This is a genomic window from Sphingobium sp. (genome assembly GCF_048594625.1).
Classification (GTDB): Bacteria; Pseudomonadota; Alphaproteobacteria; order Sphingomonadales; family Sphingomonadaceae; genus Sphingobium.
This window is the reverse complement of record NZ_JBMDWL010000139.1, coordinates 1-16457: the sequence shown is the minus strand read 5'-3', so window position 1 is coordinate 16457 and position 16457 is coordinate 1. Positions and strand designations below refer to the sequence as shown.

13 protein-coding genes are annotated in these 16457 nt (G+C 63.8%); 5 read left to right on the top strand and 8 right to left on the bottom strand.

Annotation, left to right across the window (positions count from 1 at the left end):
• From ACOJSJ_RS17880 to ACOJSJ_RS17865, 4 genes are all read left to right on the top strand, one after another.
• A complete protein-coding gene (locus tag ACOJSJ_RS17880) occupies window positions 1-2040 on the top strand; it encodes a prolyl oligopeptidase family serine peptidase (protein WP_420146308.1) in 2040 nt (679 codons plus the stop codon).
• 47 nt (window positions 2041-2087) lie between these two features.
• Window positions 2088-2294 (top strand): hypothetical protein, encoded by a 207-nt coding sequence (locus ACOJSJ_RS17875; RefSeq protein WP_420146307.1) that lies wholly within the window; start codon window positions 2088-2090, stop codon window positions 2292-2294.
• Between the two features lie 173 nt (window positions 2295-2467).
• Window positions 2468-5284 (top strand): valine--tRNA ligase, encoded by a 2817-nt coding sequence (locus ACOJSJ_RS17870; protein ID WP_420146306.1) that lies wholly within the window; start codon window positions 2468-2470, stop codon window positions 5282-5284.
• Between the two features lie 173 nt (window positions 5285-5457).
• Window positions 5458-6921: an MATE family efflux transporter gene (locus ACOJSJ_RS17865; protein ID WP_420146305.1), complete on the top strand. Its 1464-nt coding sequence runs from the start codon at window positions 5458-5460 to the stop codon at window positions 6919-6921.
• A gap of 6 nt (window positions 6922-6927) precedes the next feature.
• Here the strand turns inward: ACOJSJ_RS17865 and ACOJSJ_RS17860 are convergent, their stop codons facing one another.
• On the bottom strand, window positions 6928-8583 hold the full coding sequence (locus ACOJSJ_RS17860; protein ID WP_420146304.1) for an ATP-binding protein: 1656 nt from the start codon (window positions 8581-8583) through the stop codon (window positions 6928-6930).
• Between the two features lie 234 nt (window positions 8584-8817).
• On the opposite strand from ACOJSJ_RS17860, the gene ACOJSJ_RS17855 reads away from it, so the two are divergent.
• On the top strand, window positions 8818-9936 hold the full coding sequence (locus ACOJSJ_RS17855; RefSeq protein WP_420146303.1) for an acyltransferase family protein: 1119 nt from the start codon (window positions 8818-8820) through the stop codon (window positions 9934-9936).
• Here ACOJSJ_RS17855 and ACOJSJ_RS17850 read toward each other — a convergent pair.
• The 7 genes from ACOJSJ_RS17850 to panB all read right to left on the bottom strand — a co-directional run bounded on the left by ACOJSJ_RS17850 (window position 9903) and on the right by panB (window position 16210).
• The gene (locus ACOJSJ_RS17850) at window positions 9903-10925 is read right to left on the bottom strand and encodes an LLM class flavin-dependent oxidoreductase (RefSeq protein WP_420146302.1); all 1023 of its coding nucleotides are present in this window, start codon (window positions 10923-10925) and stop codon (window positions 9903-9905) included. The genes ACOJSJ_RS17855 and ACOJSJ_RS17850 overlap by 34 nt on opposite strands.
• A gap of 46 nt (window positions 10926-10971) precedes the next feature.
• A complete protein-coding gene (locus ACOJSJ_RS17845) occupies window positions 10972-11412 on the bottom strand; it encodes an Hpt domain-containing protein (RefSeq protein ID WP_420146301.1) in 441 nt (146 codons plus the stop codon).
• Between the two features lie 95 nt (window positions 11413-11507).
• Window positions 11508-11726 (bottom strand): sulfurtransferase TusA family protein, encoded by a 219-nt coding sequence (locus ACOJSJ_RS17840; protein WP_420146300.1) that lies wholly within the window; start codon window positions 11724-11726, stop codon window positions 11508-11510.
• A gap of 10 nt (window positions 11727-11736) precedes the next feature.
• Window positions 11737-13104: a ribosome biogenesis GTPase Der gene (gene der / locus ACOJSJ_RS17835; protein WP_420146299.1), complete on the bottom strand. Its 1368-nt coding sequence runs from the start codon at window positions 13102-13104 to the stop codon at window positions 11737-11739.
• Window positions 13105-13201: 97 nt separating this feature from the next.
• The gene (locus ACOJSJ_RS17830; protein ID WP_420146298.1) at window positions 13202-14539 is read right to left on the bottom strand and encodes a PQQ-binding-like beta-propeller repeat protein; all 1338 of its coding nucleotides are present in this window, start codon (window positions 14537-14539) and stop codon (window positions 13202-13204) included.
• Window positions 14540-14547: 8 nt separating this feature from the next.
• A complete protein-coding gene (locus ACOJSJ_RS17825; protein WP_420146297.1) occupies window positions 14548-15246 on the bottom strand; it encodes a tetratricopeptide repeat protein in 699 nt (232 codons plus the stop codon).
• A 91-nt stretch (window positions 15247-15337) separates the two neighbouring features.
• Entirely contained in the window at window positions 15338-16210 is an 873-nt protein-coding gene (panB, locus tag ACOJSJ_RS17820) for a 3-methyl-2-oxobutanoate hydroxymethyltransferase (protein ID WP_420146296.1), read from the bottom strand.
• Between the last annotated feature and the right edge of the window lie 247 nt (window positions 16211-16457).

Below are 16457 nucleotides of genomic sequence, written 5' to 3'. Positions count from 1 at the left end.
ATGAAGACATTTCTGCTCGCAGCCGTCGGCGCGATGGCTTTGGCCGCCGCGCCCGCACTGGCGCGTCCGTTCACGCCCGCCGATATGGTGGGGCTGGACCGCGTCGCCGCGCCCGCCGTGTCGCCCGATGGCAAATGGCTGGCCTATCAGCTGCGCAATACCGATCTGGCCGGGAACCGGGGGCGGACCGACCTTTATTTGCTGGACATCGGCAAGGCGGGGCAGACGCCGCGCCTGATCGCGTCGAAGGCGGACAGGAATGAAGCCGCGCCGGTCTTCTCGCCCGATGGTGCATCGCTCTATTTTCAGTCCAACGCCAGCGGTGACGATCAGCTGTGGCGGGTTGCGTTGTCCGGTGGTGAACCCGTGCAGATCAGCAAGGCGCCTGGTGGCATTTCGGGCTTCCTGCTCAGCCCTGACGGCACGAAGGTCGCGCTGTGGGCCGATCGCCCGGTCGGGGCGAAGACCATCGACGATGTGAAGCCCGACGCGCCGAAGGAGGCGGGTTCCGGCCGCGTCTATGATAAGCTGTTCGCGCGCCATTGGGACACATGGTCGGACGGCCAGCGGTCGCAGATCTTCGTGATGCCGATCGCGGGTGGCCCGGCCGTGTCGGTGATGGGCGGCCTTGTCGGCGACAGTCCGTCAAAGCCCTTTGGCGGGGCGGAGGAAATTGCGTGGAGCCGGGATGGGAAGACCTTGTTCTTCACTCTGCGGGAGGCGGGGCGCCCAAAGAAGCCGATCGAACCGTTGTCCACCAATCTCGACATTTTCTCCGTGCCCGCGGACGGCGGCGCGGCGCCGGTCAATCTGACCGAGGCCAACGACGCCACCGACACGCTGCCCACCGTGTCGCCCGGTGGCCAGTGGCTGGCCTATGTGGCGATGAAACGGCCGGGCTATGAAGCCGACCGGCAGGTCTTGATGCTGCGCAACATTGCGAGCGGGCAGGTGAAGGCGCTGACGGAAGGCTGGGATCGATCGGTGGCGTCGATCGCGTGGGAAGCGAACGGCAAGGGGCTGCTGGTTACGGCCAATGACGTGCTGGATAATCCGGTGTTTCGCGTGGACGCAGGATCGGGCAAGGTCACGCGGCTGACGGAGCGGGGTCATGCGGGCAGCGTCGTGCCGTTGCCGCAGGGCGGTTTCGTTTATGCGAAGGACAGCATCCAGTCGCCTGCCGATTTCTGGAAAGTGCCGACTAGCGGAAAGCCCATCCGCCTGACCGCCGTGAACGCGTCGAAGCTGGCAGGTATCGATGACGTGTCGGTCGAACGCTACAGCTTCAAAGGCGCGAATGGCGACACCGTCTGGGGCCAGATCGTGAAGCCCAAAGGTGCGACGGGCAAGCTGCCGGTCGCATTCCTGGTCCATGGCGGTCCGCAGGGCAGCTTCAACGATTCATGGTCCTATCGCTGGAATCCCAAGGCGTTCGCGGCCCATGGCTATGCAGCGGTGATCGTCGATTTCCATGGTTCGACCGGTTACGGGCAGGCCTTTACCGACGCCATCAACAAGGATTGGGGTGGCAAGCCGCTGGAAGATCTCAAGCTCGGCCTCGCCGCCGCCGCCGCGAAGGATGCGCAGGTCGATGCGGGCAACGCCTGCGCGCTGGGCGCCAGCTATGGCGGCTATATGATGAACTGGATCGAGGGTCAGTGGGCCGACGGGTTCAAGTGCATCGTCCAGCATGACGGCGTGTTCGACGCCCGCGCCATGGCCTATGAAACCGAGGAGCTGTGGTTCGATGAATGGGAGCATGGCGGCCCCTATTATGAAAAGCCGGAAGAGTTCGAGAAATGGAACCCGGTCAACCATGTCGCGGCGTGGAAGACGCCGATGCTGGTGGTGACGGGCGAAAAGGATTTCCGTATTCCCTATACACAGGGGCTGGCCGCCTTCACCGCGCTCCAGCGGCGTAACATCCCCTCGAAGCTGCTGGTGTTTCCGGACGAAAATCACTGGGTGCTGAAGCCCAAAAACTCGCTGCAATGGTATGGCGAGGCGCTGGGCTGGCTGGACAAGTGGACGCGGAAATGAGCCTTTGAGCGACTGGCCCGGCCTGCTAAATTGACCCCTTGCCAAAGATGAAAGTCGATATTGTCGATGGCCCCATCGATATTGGCAAGCCGGGCAAGCCCCAATACCGGACCGTCCACAAGGACGAGAAGATGGCGAAGTTGCGGGTGGTCGATGTCGACAGCCCCAAAGTCGGCGCGGAATGTCCGGCCTCCTTCAAGGCAGGCGTGCGCAAAGCGCGGGAAGAAAATCGCGTCATCAAGGCCAAGGATTGAGCGGGAAAGGGAAGGGGATGCCCGCCCGCGCCTGTCGATCGTCGCGGGGCCGAATGGCTGCGGCAAGAGTTCCGCCTATGGGCGCAGCGATGTGGCGGAATTTGACGGATGGATAGCCTGATCTGACGCGCGCCCTCTCTTGCGTGTCGCGCCCCAGCCGCTAAAGCGCAACCATGACCGAGCTGCCCAAAACCTTCGACCCCGCCGACATCGAATCCCGCTGGTACGCCCATTGGGAGGATAAGGGCCTGTTCCGCCCCGAACGTCCGGACGCCGTGCCCTTCACCATCGTGAACCCGCCGCCCAACGTGACGGGCAGCCTGCATATCGGCCATGCGCTGGACAATACGTTGCAGGACATCGTCGTGCGGTACGAACGGTTGCGCGGCAAGGACGCCCTGTGGGTGGTCGGTACCGATCATGCGGGCATCGCGACGCAGATGGTCGTGGAGCGGCAGCTCAATGCCCAGCAGCAAAAGCGTACCGATTTCACCCGCGAAGATTTCGTCGCCAAGGTGTGGGAATGGAAGGCCGAAAGCGGCGGCGCGATCACGCGCCAGCTTCGGCGGCTGGGCTGTTCCATGGACTGGGCGAACGAACGCTTCACCATGGATGAGGGTTTTTCCAAGGCGGTCATCAAGACCTTCGTGGAACTGCACAAGCGCGGCCTGCTGTATCGCGACAAGCGGCTGGTGAACTGGGACCCGCATTTCCGGTCGGCGATTTCGGACCTTGAGGTCGAGACGGTCGAAACGAAGGGCGGCTTCTGGCGCTTCCGCTATCCGCTGGCCGATGGCGTGACGCTGGCCGACGGCAGCGATCATATCGTCGTGGCCACCACGCGGCCCGAAACCATGCTGGCCGATATGGCGATCGCCGTGCATCCCGACGACGAACGGTACAAGGCGGTCATCGGCAAGGAGATTCTCCAACCGATCACCGGACGTCGGTTCAGGATCGTGGCTGACGAACATGCCGACCCGGCGTTGGGCACCGGCGCGGTGAAGATTACGCCGGGGCATGATTTCAACGACTTCGACGTGGGCAAGCGCGCAGGCTTCAAGGCTGGCGACATGCTCAACATGTTCGACGCCGACGCCAATGTCGTGCAGACGGCCGACGGCCTGATCCCCGATCGCTTCATCGGCCTGCATCGCTTCAAGAAGGATGGCGTCGACGGCGCGCGCGAAGCCGTGGTGGCGGAGATGAAGGAACTCGGCTTCCTCGTCCCCCATGTCACGAAGAACAAGGAAGGCGAGGACGTCGCCGCCGATTTCGAGCCGCGCACCATCCAGACGCCCTTTGGCGACCGGTCGAACGTGGTCATCGAACCCTGGCTGACCGATCAATGGTATGTCGACGCTGAAAAGCTGGCGGTCGCGCCGATGCAGGCGGTGCGCGACGGCGCGATCGAAATCGTGCCCAAGACGTGGGAGAAGACCTTCTTCAACTGGATGGAAAATATCCAGCCATGGTGCGTGTCGCGCCAACTGTGGTGGGGGCATCAGATCCCGGCATGGTTCGGCTGGCGTCGAGGTGAACACAATATCGCTAAGGGGCCGAATGTCGAACCAGATATTTTTGTCGCTGAAACCGAAGAGGAAGCTGTTCGGTTGGCGACCGAAGCATATCGGCCGTTCCTTTTGGAAGGGCAGCAGATAAGCGTTGTTGACGGGCGACAAGAGGCAGAAAAGCGGATTGGGTTATCGATTTGGCGCGATCCCGACGTGCTCGACACATGGTTCTCGTCCGCGCTGTGGCCGTTCGGCACGCTGGGCTGGCCGGAGCCGACTGAGAAATTGTCGCGCCATTATCCCAATGACCTGCTGATTTCCGGCTTCGACATCCTGTTCTTCTGGGACGCGCGCATGGCGATGCAGGGGATGGAGTTCATGGGACAAGTCCCGTGGAAGAAGCTGTATCTTCACGGCCTCGTCCGCGCCGCCGATGGACAGAAAATGTCCAAGTCCAAGGGCAATGTGGTCGATCCGCTGGGCCTGATCGAGAAATTCGGCGCGGATGCGCTGCGCTTCTTCATGGCGGCGATGGAAAGCCAGGGCCGCGACGTGAAAATGGATGAAAAGCGGGTCGAAGGTTATCGCAACTTCGCGACGAAGCTGTGGAACGCCGCGCGTTTCCTCCAGTCGAATGGCGTCACCGCTTCGACCAGTCATGAAGCGCCGCATGCCACGCTGCCGGTCAATCGCTGGATCATCGCGGAAACGGTCGCGACCGTGCAGGCGATCGACACGGCGATGCACGAGCTGCGTTTCGACGCGGCCGCCAACGCCATCTATCACTTTGTGTGGGACCAGTTCTGCGACTGGTATATCGAACTTACCAAGGGCGCGATGGATGACGAGACGAAGGCCGTCGCGGGATGGGCGTTCGACCAGATATTGGTCATGCTCCACCCCTTCATGCCGTTCATCACCGAAGAATTGTGGCACCTGACCGGCGCGCGTGCGAACGAACTGATCGTCGCGCAATGGCCGCAGGCGCTGGCCGCCGTTCATACGGACGCACAGGCGGAGATCGACTGGCTGATCCGGCTGGTGAGCGCGATCCGCACCGCGCGGACCGAACTCAATGTGCCGCCCGGCGCGAAGCTGCCCATGGTGGTGCGCGACGCGGCGGAAGGGACGCAGCGCCGTCTGGATCGTCAGGGCGTGGCGCTGGCGCGTCTGGGCCGCGTCGAAAGCCTGACCTTCGGCGAGCCGCCTGCGGGTGGCGCGGCGCAGATCGTGGTGGACGAAGCGACCTTCATCCTGCCGCTGGAAGGCGTGATCGACATCGCGGCGGAAAAGACCCGCCTCGCCAAGGCGCTGGCCGCGGCGGAGAAGGAGCGGGACGGTCTGGGCGGTCGCCTGTCCAACCCCAGCTTCGTCGAGAAGGCGAAGCCGGAAGCCGTCGCCAAGGCGCGCGAGGATCATGCCGAAAAGACCGCCGAGGCCGAGCGGCTGAAGGCGGCGCTGGACCGGCTGGGGTGAGGATTTGACACCCTGACCAAAAATTCCGTTCGGGCTGAGCTTGTCGAAGCCCCGTTCTTCCTTAAAAGAAGAATGGCCCCCTTCGACTGACTGCTTGCAGCAGTCGCTCAGGACAGGCTTCGACAGGTTCAGGGCGAACGGAGGGAGGGCGTGGCGTCCTCATTCAGCTGGGCATGGGGGCGATCGTGAACAGACCGGGGCAAGGCACCAGAGACCTGACGCAGGGACCGATCGCATCGACCCTGTTGCTGTTCGCCATTCCGACGCTGCTGTCCAACATCCTCCAGTCGCTGAACGGATCGATCAACGCCATCTGGGTCGGTCGGTTTCTGGGCGCGCAGGCGCTGGCGGCGACCGCCAATGCCAATATCATCATGTTCCTGATGTTTTCGGTCGTCTTCGGTTTCGGCATGGCGTCGACCGTGGTGATCGCGCAGGCCGTAGGCGCGCGGGACATCGACGCCGCCCGGCGCGCCTTTGGTTCGGCCATCGGCTTCTGTTCGATATTGGGGCTGGCCGTCGCCACCGCCGGGTGGATCGGCGCGCCCGCGCTGCTGCACATGCTGGCGACCCCGCCCGAAGCCTATGCCATGGCGCTCATCTATCTGCGCGTGATCTTCTTCGCCATGCCCGCGACCCTGCTGGTGGTGATGGTGATGATGGGCCTGCGCGGGGCGGGGGACGCGAAGACGCCGCTGATCTTCATGATCGTCAGCGTCGCGATCGATCTGGTGCTGAACCCGGTGCTGATATTGGGGCTGGGGCCGGTGCCTGCCTATGGCATTGCGGGATCGGCGGCGGCGACCGCGGCGGCGGGGATCGTCAGCCTGATCGGCGTCATTGCCTTCCTCTATGCGAAGGATATGCCGTTGCGGCTGCGCGGGCCGGAATTGCGTTACCTCTGGCCGTCCGCCGATCAGCTGCGCGTGCTGGTGGGCAAGGGGCTGCCCATGGGGTTGCAGATGATCGTGATGTCTGCGTCCGGCCTCGTCATGATCGGTCTCGTCAACCGCGAAGGGTTGCTGGTGACGGCGGCCTATGGCGCGGCGCAGCAGATATGGACCTATCTCCAGATGCCCGCCATGGCGATGGGTGCGGCGGTTAGCGCCATGGCGGCGCAGAATATGGGGGCGGGCCGGTGGGACCGGATCAGCCGCATCACCGGCTATGGCATCGGCTATCTCTTGCTGGTGACGGGCGCAATGATCGTCATCATCCTGCTGTTCCACGAAGCGCTGCTGTCGCTGTTTCTGGGCAGCAATATGGCCGCGATCGCGGCGGCGTGGAACATGCAGCTGCTCGCCAGCTGGAGCTTCATGCTGTTCGGCTGCACCATGATCCTGTTCGGCGTCATGCGCGCCAATGGGGTGGTGGTGGCGCCGCTGGTCATCCTGACATTCACGCTGTTCGGCGTGCGGCTGGGCTTTTACGAGCTGGCCTATCCGGCGCTGGGCGCCGACGCATTATGGCTGAGCTTCCCGGCCGGATCGGCGACGGCGCTATTGCTGGCATGGGCGGTCTATGCGCGGGGCGGCTGGCGCAAGGCAAAGCTGATGGTGCCGGTCCATGCGGAGGAATGCCGCGAAACGGTGAATAGCGAAGCCGAACCGGCCGGACGTATCGCGCCAGCGGGATAGGCGCCGTCAGCGCCCCTGCGCGCGCCAGCGGGTGATGGTGCGTTCCAGGATGTCGGCCTCGCTGCCCGACTGACGCCACAGATCGGTGAAGCTGGGGTCGCCCGAAGCGGGACGGCGATGCTCCTCCAGATTGTCGAGCGCGACGCGGATCGGCACGGCGACGCCTTCGCCGCAGATGATCGCCTCCCGATTGCGCAGGGCCGGGATGGAATCGAGGAAACCGCGCGCCCCTTCGGGCATGGCGGCCTTTACAAATGCCTGGTCCCGATCGTTGTTGAGGCGCATGGAAATGATGGTGCCGCATTGCGACAGCACGCCTTCGGCAAGGTCGGATGGGCGCTGCGTGATCAGACCCAGCGACACGCCATATTTGCGGCCTTCCTTGGCGATGCGTTCCAGTATCTTGCGCACGGCCTGACCCGATCCGGTCTTGCTGCTGGGGATGTAGCGGTGCGCTTCTTCGCAGACGAGCAGGATGGGGCGTTGCGGTTCGTCACGCGCCCAGATGGCATAATCGAACACCAGCCGCGACAGCACCGACACCACGGTGGATGTGATGTCGGACGGCATGGCCGACACATCGATGATGGAAATCGGCTTGCCGTCGGATGGCAGGCGGAAAATCTTGGCCAGGAACGCCTGCATCGTGTCGGCGACCAGCATGCCGGAAAACATGAAGCTGTAACGCGGATCGGCGCGGATTTCGTCGATCTTGGTCTTCAGGCGCATATAGGGCAGGGCGCCGGTGCCTTTGTCCAGCTTGCCCATTTCATTCTGAAGGATCGTCGTCAGGTCGGACAACAGATAGGGGACGGGACTGTCCACCGTCAGCCGCCCGATATTTTCGGCAAGGCGGTTCTTGGACCGCGCCGCCAGCAGGCATTTGGCGAGGATGTCGCTGTCCACCGTGCGTTCGGACCCTTCGGAGGTCACGAACACTTCGCAATGTTCCTCGAAATTCATCAGCCAATAGGGCAGCGCCAGATTGTTGACGTCATAGACCGCGCCATTATCGGCAAAGGCTGCGCCATATTCGCCGTGCGGATCGATCATGACGATATGCCCCTGCGGCGAAAGATCGCAGATGCGGTGCAGGATCAGGGCGGCGCTGGTCGATTTGCCGGTGCCGGTCGATCCCAGCAGCGCGAAATGTTTGCCCAGCATGGAATCGACATACAGGGCCGCGCGCGTATCGGCGGTGGGATAGACAGTGCCGATTTCCACATTGGCGCGGTCGTCCGCAGCATAGATTTGCCGCATGTCATGGCTGGACACCGGATAGATGTCCGTGCCGGGCGTGGGATAGCGGGTGACGCCGCGCCGGAAGCGATAGATGCGGCCGGTCAGCTTTTCCTCATCGCCTTCGCCCAGAAAATCGATGTCGGCGACGATGCCCTTGCTGGCCTGATCCAGCGCCATGGCGCGCACGCTGGCGATCAGCCAGCTCTGGCCCACGCGCATCTTCACCTGACTGCCGACCTGTCCCGACATGGCGATGCACGGATCATCGTCATGCATCAGCAGGGCCAGGTTCTGCGCGTCGATCAGGATCTTGGAACTGGACCCGGCGATCTGGAACACCATGCCCAGCGATTGTACGGGTGCCATGTGACTGGCCGTTGCGGCAGCGGTGAAATGTTGTGCGCCCGGCATATGGGTCATGGCCTCGGTCATCCCTCCGACCGGCAAGCGTCCCGGTCATCAGGCCCGTCTAATCAAAAGAGGTAAAAATTGGCTTATCCTGACCGCGCGCGGTTTTGCGAACGACCCGCGCCATTGTGCCGTCCAAAGGTTAAGAGGCGTTGACCCGGGGTCCATAATGGATCAGTCGAGCATGGGGCAGGAACATGCGGATGAGTTGGGGCATTTTGAAAGCGTAACTTTCAGGACAGTCGTTTGCCCGAAATCCGTACCATCGACAGCGCTCGGCGCTCTGCTGCCATAGCCATTGCCCGCGTGGTGTGCATATTGGGCGTGGTCTACGTCCATGCATGGACTGGCCTCAACGGCGAAGCGCTCAAAGCGCTTCGGGGCAGCGGGCAGGACAATCTGCGCTGGTTGCTGATGGAATTGTTCGGGCGCAGCGCCGTGCCGTTGCTGGGTCTGATTTCCGGATGGCTGGTGGCCGGGTCCATGCGCGCGCGCAACTGGGGCGATCATGTGACGCGCAAGGCGCGGACCATCGTCGTGCCGATGGTATTGTGGAACGTCATCGCGATATTGCTGGTGTCGGGCGCGGCGTGGAAGCTGCACCTGACGGCGCCGCTGCCCCAGTCCCTATGGTGGACGGTCAACGAGATTTTCATTCTGACCCGCAACCCGGACATCAATGTGCAGATGCCGTTCCTGCGCGACCTGTTCCTGTGCATGGTTGCGGCGCCGCTGCTGGTCCGTCTGCCGGGCTGGGCGCTGGTGCTGATCGCGCTGGTGGCGGGGGCATGTCATGTGGCGGGCTTTGGTCCGCCGGTGCTGATGCGTGCGTCGATTCTCGTCTTCTTCTCGCTCGGCATATTGGCACAGCGCGGCGGCTGGGCGGATCGGGTCGCGGCGCGCCCGCTGGCGATCGTTGCCCTTCCTTTCATCCTGTTGATGGGGATGCAGCTTTATCACGCTGTTACGGTCGGTGACGATGCCTGGCCAGTGGCGCAGCGTTCGCTGGACCTGATCCTGCGCATCGCGGCGGCGGCGGCCTTCTGGCGGCTGTCATGGGCGTTGGCGGCCAGCCCGGCGCGCCATATCCTGTTGAAGGTCGAACCCTATGCCTTCTTCCTGTTTTGCAGCCACCTGATCCTGATCTGGCTGTTCGGGCCGATGCTGGGCGGGGTGTTCGGCAAAATGGGGTCGCCCCTCTATCCCTTCTACCTCGTGACGCAGCCGCTGATGGTGCTGGGGGCGGTGATGCTGGTCGGTGCGGTGCTGCGCCGGATCGCGCCCGCCGCCGCGACGGTGCTGAGCGGCGGGAGGCTGAAGAAGGTCGAACGTCAGGCGGTTTCGCGGCTGGCGCCCGCCTGCTGAGCGATCGCCTGCTTTGCCGCCGCCATGGCGATGGCAAAGCTGTGCTTGCGCGCGGCAGGATCGAAAATCTGACCCGTCAGGATCAGCTCGTCCACCTGTGTCCGGCGCAGGAAAGCCGCGATGTCGCGCTCCACGTCCACCTGCGTTCCGATGCTGGATACGCTCAGGACATCGGCCAGCATTGCCTGCGCCTGCATCGGCAATTCTTCATAATAGCCCGGCACCGGCGGTTGCAGCTTGCCCGGATTGCCGGTGCGCAACCGCACGAAGGCCTGTTGCATCGATGTGGCGATCAGCTGTGCCTGCTCGACCGTGTCGGCGGCAAAGACATTATAGCCCGCCATGACATAGGGATATTTCAGCTTCGCCGACGGGCGGAAATCGCGGCGGTAGATGGCGATGGCCTCATCCAGAGCGGCAGGCGCGAAGTGCGAGGCGAAGGCGTAGGGCAGGCCCAGCGCCGCGGCAAGTTGCGCGCCATAGAGGCTGGACCCCAGAATCCAGATTGGAATATCGGCCCCTGCGCCCGGCGTCGCCTGCACCGACTGCCTGTCGTCATCGGCAAAATAGGCCTGCAATTCCATAACGTCGCGCGGGAACTGGTCCGCGCCGCCAGACAGGTTGCGGCGGATCGCCTGCGCCACGCGCTGGTCGGACCCCGGCGCGCGGCCAAGGCCAAGGTCGATGCGGCCGGGAAACAGCGCCTCCAGCGTGCCGAACTGTTCTGCGATCAGCAGCGGGGCGTGATTGGGCAACATGATGCCGCCCGCGCCGATGCGGATGGACGATGTCGCATGGCCGATATGGGCCAGCACCACGGCGGTCGCCGCCGAAGCGATGCCCGGCATGCCATGATGTTCGGCCACCCAATAACGGTGATAGCCAAGCTGTTCGGCATAAGCGGCAAGGTCCGCCGCATTGGCGAAGGCGGTCGCGACGCTGTCGCCTTCACGGACGGGGACAAGGTCAAGCAGGGAGATACGGGTCATGCACACCATATGGGCGCATGATCGGTTTTATTTCAAGACGGAAAAATCAGATGGCGCGGCCAAAGCCCTGTACCGGCGTTTCGACACGGCGGCCAAAACCGCCGGGGCGGCGCGCGGCCAGCGGATTGGCGTCGCGATCCAACAAGGCCATCGTTTCGCTGAAACAGGCGCGCATGGCGACGACCACTTCGATCAGTTCGTCGGGGCTTTCGCGTGTTTCCACGCAGCGGCGCGCGACCATTTCTATCTCTTCGGCCATGACGCTCAGCCGATATGCGCCAAATTGCGCCGATTCGCCCTTCAGCGTATGGGCCGGGCGGATCAGGTCAGCGGCGCTGCGGGCGCGAAAGGCTTCCTCCACGGCGATGATCGATTTGACGCCATCTTCACGGAAATAGCCCAATATGCGCGGGAAAGCTGCGCCCAGTTCGCCACGGGTCCGCGAAAATTCGCTCCAGTTGACCAGTTCGGTATCTTGATGCGCCACCCGCGCTGCTCCTTCGCCCCAACGGGTTAAAAATAGAGGGAGCGTGTAAACAGGACGTTAAAATGCCGGCCGGTCGTGACCGGATCGGACCATGTTCAGGCGGTGCGCGACAGGGCGAAACGATGGTCGCCGAGCGCCGAAAAGGCCCAGTTCTGCGCGCGTGCCAGCGCCTTCAGCTCGGCATGGGCGATGGGGTCGTCCGCTTCGATGACGATGGCCGTAGCGTCACGCAGGGCGCGGGCGGCGCGCAGCGCCGGCCAGGGGCATTTCATGCCTCTGGCGTTGATCGTCACGACATGGCCATCCGCGCTCATCGGCCGCGCATCATTTGGTGGCGTAGGGATTTTTCTGGCTGCGCAGCGTCAGACGCACCGGCACTGCGCCGAACCCCAATTCCCTGCGAATGCCGTTCACCAGATAACGGCGATAGCTTTCGGGCAGTTCGTCCAGGCGCGTGCCGAACAGGACGAACGTGGGCGGGCGCGTCTTGTTCTGGGTGATGTAGCGCAGCTTGATCCGCTTGCCGCCCGGTGCCGGCGGCGGATTGGCCTCCAGCGCGGCTTCGAACCAGCGGTTGAGGATGCCGGTCGACACGCGTTGCGACCATGCGGTGCGGGTTTCGAAGGCGACATGGATCAGGTCGTCCAGTCCCTTGCCCGTGGCGGCCGACACGGTCATGATCGGCACGCCACGCACCTGCGCCAGACCGTCGGACAGGGCCTGCTTGATGCCCTGATACAGGGCAGAGCCGTTTTCGACCGTATCCCATTTGTTGAGCGCGACGACGAGGGCGCGTCCTTCCTCCAGCACGCGGTCGGCGATGCGCAGATCCTGCGCCTCCAGCCCGCGGGTCGCGTCCAGCAGCAGGACGACGACTTCGGCGAAGTTCACGGCGTTCAGGCCATCGGACACCGCCAGCTTTTCCAGCTTGTCCTGTACTTTGGCACGCTTGCGCATGCCCGCCGTATCGATCAGGCGGACGGGGCGGTCCAGCCCGTCGCGGCTGGTCCACATCCAGTCGACGGCGATGCTGTCGCGGGTGATGCCCGCTTCCGGCCCGGTCAGCAGGCGGTTTTCGCCCAGCAGCCGGTTGATGAGCGTCGATTTGCCCGCGTTGGGGCGGCCGACAATGGCGAGCTTGAGCGGCGCACCTTCCTCATCCTCGTAAAAATCCTTTTCCTCGGCCTGAAATTCTTCGCGGTCGAGATGGGGCAGCAGCGCCTGGAACAGATCTGCCAGACCCTGACCATGTTCGGCGGAAAAGGGAATGGGTTCGCCAAGGCCGAGCGAGAAGGATTCCATGACGCCATCGTCAGCGGCCTTACCCTCCGCCTTGTTGGCCATCAGGATGACGGGCGTGTCGTTGGCGCGCAGCCAGCGGGCGATTTCCTCGTCCAGCGGGGTGATGCCCGCGCGCGCATCGATCATGAACAGGGCGACGTCGCAATCGTCCACGGCGGCCTGCGTCTGCATGCGCATGCGGCCGGGTAGGGAATTGGCGTCCTCATCCTCATAACCCGCCGTATCCACGATGGTGAAGTCGAGGCCCAGCAGATGCGCTTCCCCTTCGCGCCGGTCGCGGGTCACGCCGGGCTGATCGTCGACCAGCGCCAGCTTCTTGCCGACCAGGCGGTTGAACAGGGTGGATTTGCCCACATTGGGACGCCCGACAATGGCTACCGTGGGCAGCATGCCCGTATTCCTTCCAAAAATTCGTATCGATAAAACGCGATGCTCCCGCGCGGGCGGTCGGCCTGCGCGGGAGCATCGTCTAGCATAGTTGCGGCAATTAGCGGAATGCCGTCAATTTTCCATCGTCCGCCAGCACATAGAGCATGTTATTGGCGACGATCGGCGACAGCGACATGGACCGGTCCATGTCCACGGTCGATTGTACCTTGCCATCGGCCGGGTCGACATAGACCATTTCGCCGCGCGTCGACACGACGATCAGGCGACCACCTGCCAGAACGGGGCCGGTCCAGCGGATCGCCTTGTCCTTCTTCTTTTCCTTCTGCCAGCGACGCAGCTGGCTGACCCAGCGGATCTTGCCGGTCGCGCGGGCGACGCAGAGCAGCCGCGCGTCGCTGGTCACGGCGAACACCCACTCGCCCACCACGGCGGGAGTGGAGATGCCCGCAATATTGATTTCCCACAGGCGCTGGCCGCTGGTGAGTTCATAGCTCGCCATGCGGCCACCCTGACCGATGGCGAAGACACGGCCACGATCGATAACCGGATCGGCATCGATGTCGGTCAGCGTCGCCACGGCCGTGGAAATGCTGGTGCGCGACAGGGCGTCGCCCCACAGGGTGCGGCCATTTTCATAACGATAGGCGGAAATTTCACCGGAGCTATAGCCCGCGATCACCGTGCCTTGCGCAGCAGCGGGGGCGGCGACACCGAAAATGCCCGTCACCTGCAACGTGCCGCTGTCGGTCCACTGGGTTTCGCCGTCGGACTGGTTCAGCGCGAAGATCTGGTTGTCCTGACCCATCACATAGACATGGCCGTTTTCCAGCGTCGGCGCACCGCGCAGCGGCCCGCCCGGATGCTTTTTCCACAGGATCTTGCCATCGGCGACATTGAGCGCGAACACGTCGCCCAAGCCGGTGCTGGCGAACACGCGGTCGCCCACGACGCTGACGCCGCCGCCGAACAGCGCGCGGCCATTACCCTTGCCCTCCGACGGCAGGTTGGTCTGCCACAGCTTGCCGCCGCTCGCCGCGTCATAGGCGATGACATGCGCGCCCGCGTCCGTCACGAACAGCTTGCCGCCCGATACGACGGGCGACGCGGCCAGGCGCGCCTGTGGCGAGCTGCCCTCGATCGACACGTTCCATACCTGCGAAGGGGAACCGCCCAGCGACACATGGCCCATCGTCTTGGACGGGTCGCCGCCCGGCTGCGCCCATGCGTCGTTGACATAGGGGGCGGGCAGGGTGACCGCGACATCGGCCAGGCTCGGTTCGACCTCTACACCCTGCTCATTGCTCAGGATGGATACGCGGTTGCCCAGCACCGGCGTCTTGGGACCGCCCTTCTTGCCGCCCACGATGCCGCAGCCGGCCAGCAGCGCGACCATCGCGGCCATCGTCAAGGCCCGGCCCATCTTCATGCTTGCCATCCGCTCGATCATCCTTCGGTGGTTTCGGCCGGAATCTCGACCGCATCGATACCCATTAACCCGGCCATCTGTCGCGCACGTGAACGGATCGACTGGGGCACGTTGGCGTCCTTCGCCATGGCGGCGAACATCGGCCCGGCCAGATCGGTCTTGTTCATCTTCATATAGGCGATGGCGACCAGTTCGCCCGCGCTGCCGAACCATGGCGCACCCTCGACCGCCAGCGGCTTCAGCCGGTCCACGACCTGCTGGGGTTTCAGGCTTTCAAATTCCAGCGCGGTCTGACGGATCAGCGCCAGGTCGCGATAGGGCTGGTCCAGCGACGTGTCGGCGGCGATGGCGGCGAACATCTTGGCCGCGCCCTTGGTGTCGCCCTTGCGCGACGCGACGCCCGCCTGCACCAGCAGGGCGGATGCGCGATAACCCGGCTGGCTCGCCTTGGTCAGCGTTTCCAGTTCCTTGGCATCGGGCGTCCCGCCGCCCATGGCGGCGACCAGCACGCCATCCATCCGTTCGGATACGGCCTGCGACTGAGTCTTGCTGTAATGCTGCCAGTAGAGCCATCCGCCAAAGGCGGCGAGGCCGACGATGACCGCGCCCAATATCCAGCGTCCGAAACGCTGCCAGAAGGTCACAAGCTGGTCCTGCCGGACCGCGTCATCGACCTCACGCATGAAGGCTTCGCTGTTTTGCGGCGTCAGGGCCACGACGTTCTCCGAGAAATGAAACAGAAATTATGCGCAGAAGGCGCGATCAATAGCGACGCTTGTGCCACAGGCAAATCAAAATCTGGGCCAATCATTTTTTAGGGCGATAGACCTGATCGTCGGTGGGAAAGCTGCGGTCGCGCACGTCGGCGGCATATTGGGCGGCGGCCGCGCTGATGGTTTCGGCCATATTGGCATAGCGCTTCACGAAACGGGCGGTGCGTTCGAACATGCCCAGCATGTCTTCGGCCACCAATACCTGTCCGTCGCAGCGCGCCGACGCGCCGATGCCGATGACGGGTATATCGACCGCGTCGGTGATCAGGTCCGCCAGTTCCTCCATTACCCCTTCGACCACCATCGAAAAGGCGCCTGCCTGCGCCACGGCGCGGGCGTCGCCCAATATCTTGGCATGTTCTTCCTGGCTCTTGCCCCGTGCGCCATAGCCGCCCAGCGCATTGACCGCCTGCGGCGTCAGGCCGATATGCGCCATGACCGGAATGCCCCGCTGGCTGAGGAAGGCGATGGTGTCCGCCATGGCCTCTCCCCCCTCCAGCTTCACGCCCGCCGCGCCGGTTTCCGCCATGATACGGCTGGCGCTGGCGAAGGCCTGTTGCGGGGATGCTTCGTAACTGCCGAACGGCATGTCGACGATGACCAGGCTGTGATAGCTGCCGCGCACCACCGCCGCGCCATGGGCAATCATCATGTCCAGCGTGACGGGCAGGGTGGATGGCAGGCCATAGATCACCTGACCCAGCGAATCGCCCACCAGCAACATGTCGCAATGCGGGTCCAGCAACTGGGCTTGCCGCGCGGTATAGGCGGTTAGCATCACCAGCGGCTCTGCGGTTTTGCCTTCGAACTTGCGCCGCTGGATGGCAGGCACGGTCAGGCGCTTCATCGGTGCGGGCGTGGGATTGGCGCGGCTGGTCGCGGTGTCGATGGTGAAGGTCGTGGACATGGGCGCGGTCTAGAGCATTTTGAAGTCATCTGGAACAGATGACGGCTCGCAAAATGCGGGGAACCAAAGACCTGCGCATTTTGAAGTCATCTGGAACAGATGACGGCTCGCAAAATGCGGCGAGTGAAAGACAGCTGGAGCCTGACCCGGTTCAATCCCATCGGATCATGCCCCAGCCGAGCGTAACCGGCCGCGCACATGGCCGAGGGGGGGGGCCCGCCGGGCCTTGGGTGCGGGCCCGCCATGG

What these genes read in the sequence shown, in the direction of transcription:
- ACOJSJ_RS17880 (WP_420146308.1), top strand. Translation starts at nt 1, where the DNA reads ATGAAGACATTTCTGCTCGCAGCCGTCGGCGCGATGGCTTTGGCCGCC.
- ACOJSJ_RS17875 (WP_420146307.1), top strand. Translation starts at nt 2,088, where the DNA reads ATGAAAGTCGATATTGTCGATGGCCCCATCGATATTGGCAAGCCGGGC.
- ACOJSJ_RS17870 (WP_420146306.1), top strand. Translation starts at nt 2,468, where the DNA reads ATGACCGAGCTGCCCAAAACCTTCGACCCCGCCGACATCGAATCCCGC.
- ACOJSJ_RS17865 (WP_420146305.1), top strand. Translation starts at nt 5,458, where the DNA reads ATGGGGGCGATCGTGAACAGACCGGGGCAAGGCACCAGAGACCTGACG.
- ACOJSJ_RS17860 (WP_420146304.1), bottom strand. Translation starts at nt 8,583, where the DNA reads ATGACCCATATGCCGGGCGCACAACATTTCACCGCTGCCGCAACGGCC.
- ACOJSJ_RS17850 (WP_420146302.1), bottom strand. Translation starts at nt 10,925, where the DNA reads ATGACCCGTATCTCCCTGCTTGACCTTGTCCCCGTCCGTGAAGGCGAC.
- ACOJSJ_RS17840 (WP_420146300.1), bottom strand. Translation starts at nt 11,726, where the DNA reads ATGAGCGCGGATGGCCATGTCGTGACGATCAACGCCAGAGGCATGAAA.
- der (WP_420146299.1), bottom strand. Translation starts at nt 13,104, where the DNA reads ATGCTGCCCACGGTAGCCATTGTCGGGCGTCCCAATGTGGGCAAATCC.
- ACOJSJ_RS17830 (WP_420146298.1), bottom strand. Translation starts at nt 14,539, where the DNA reads ATGGCAAGCATGAAGATGGGCCGGGCCTTGACGATGGCCGCGATGGTC.
- panB (WP_420146296.1), bottom strand. Translation starts at nt 16,210, where the DNA reads ATGTCCACGACCTTCACCATCGACACCGCGACCAGCCGCGCCAATCCC.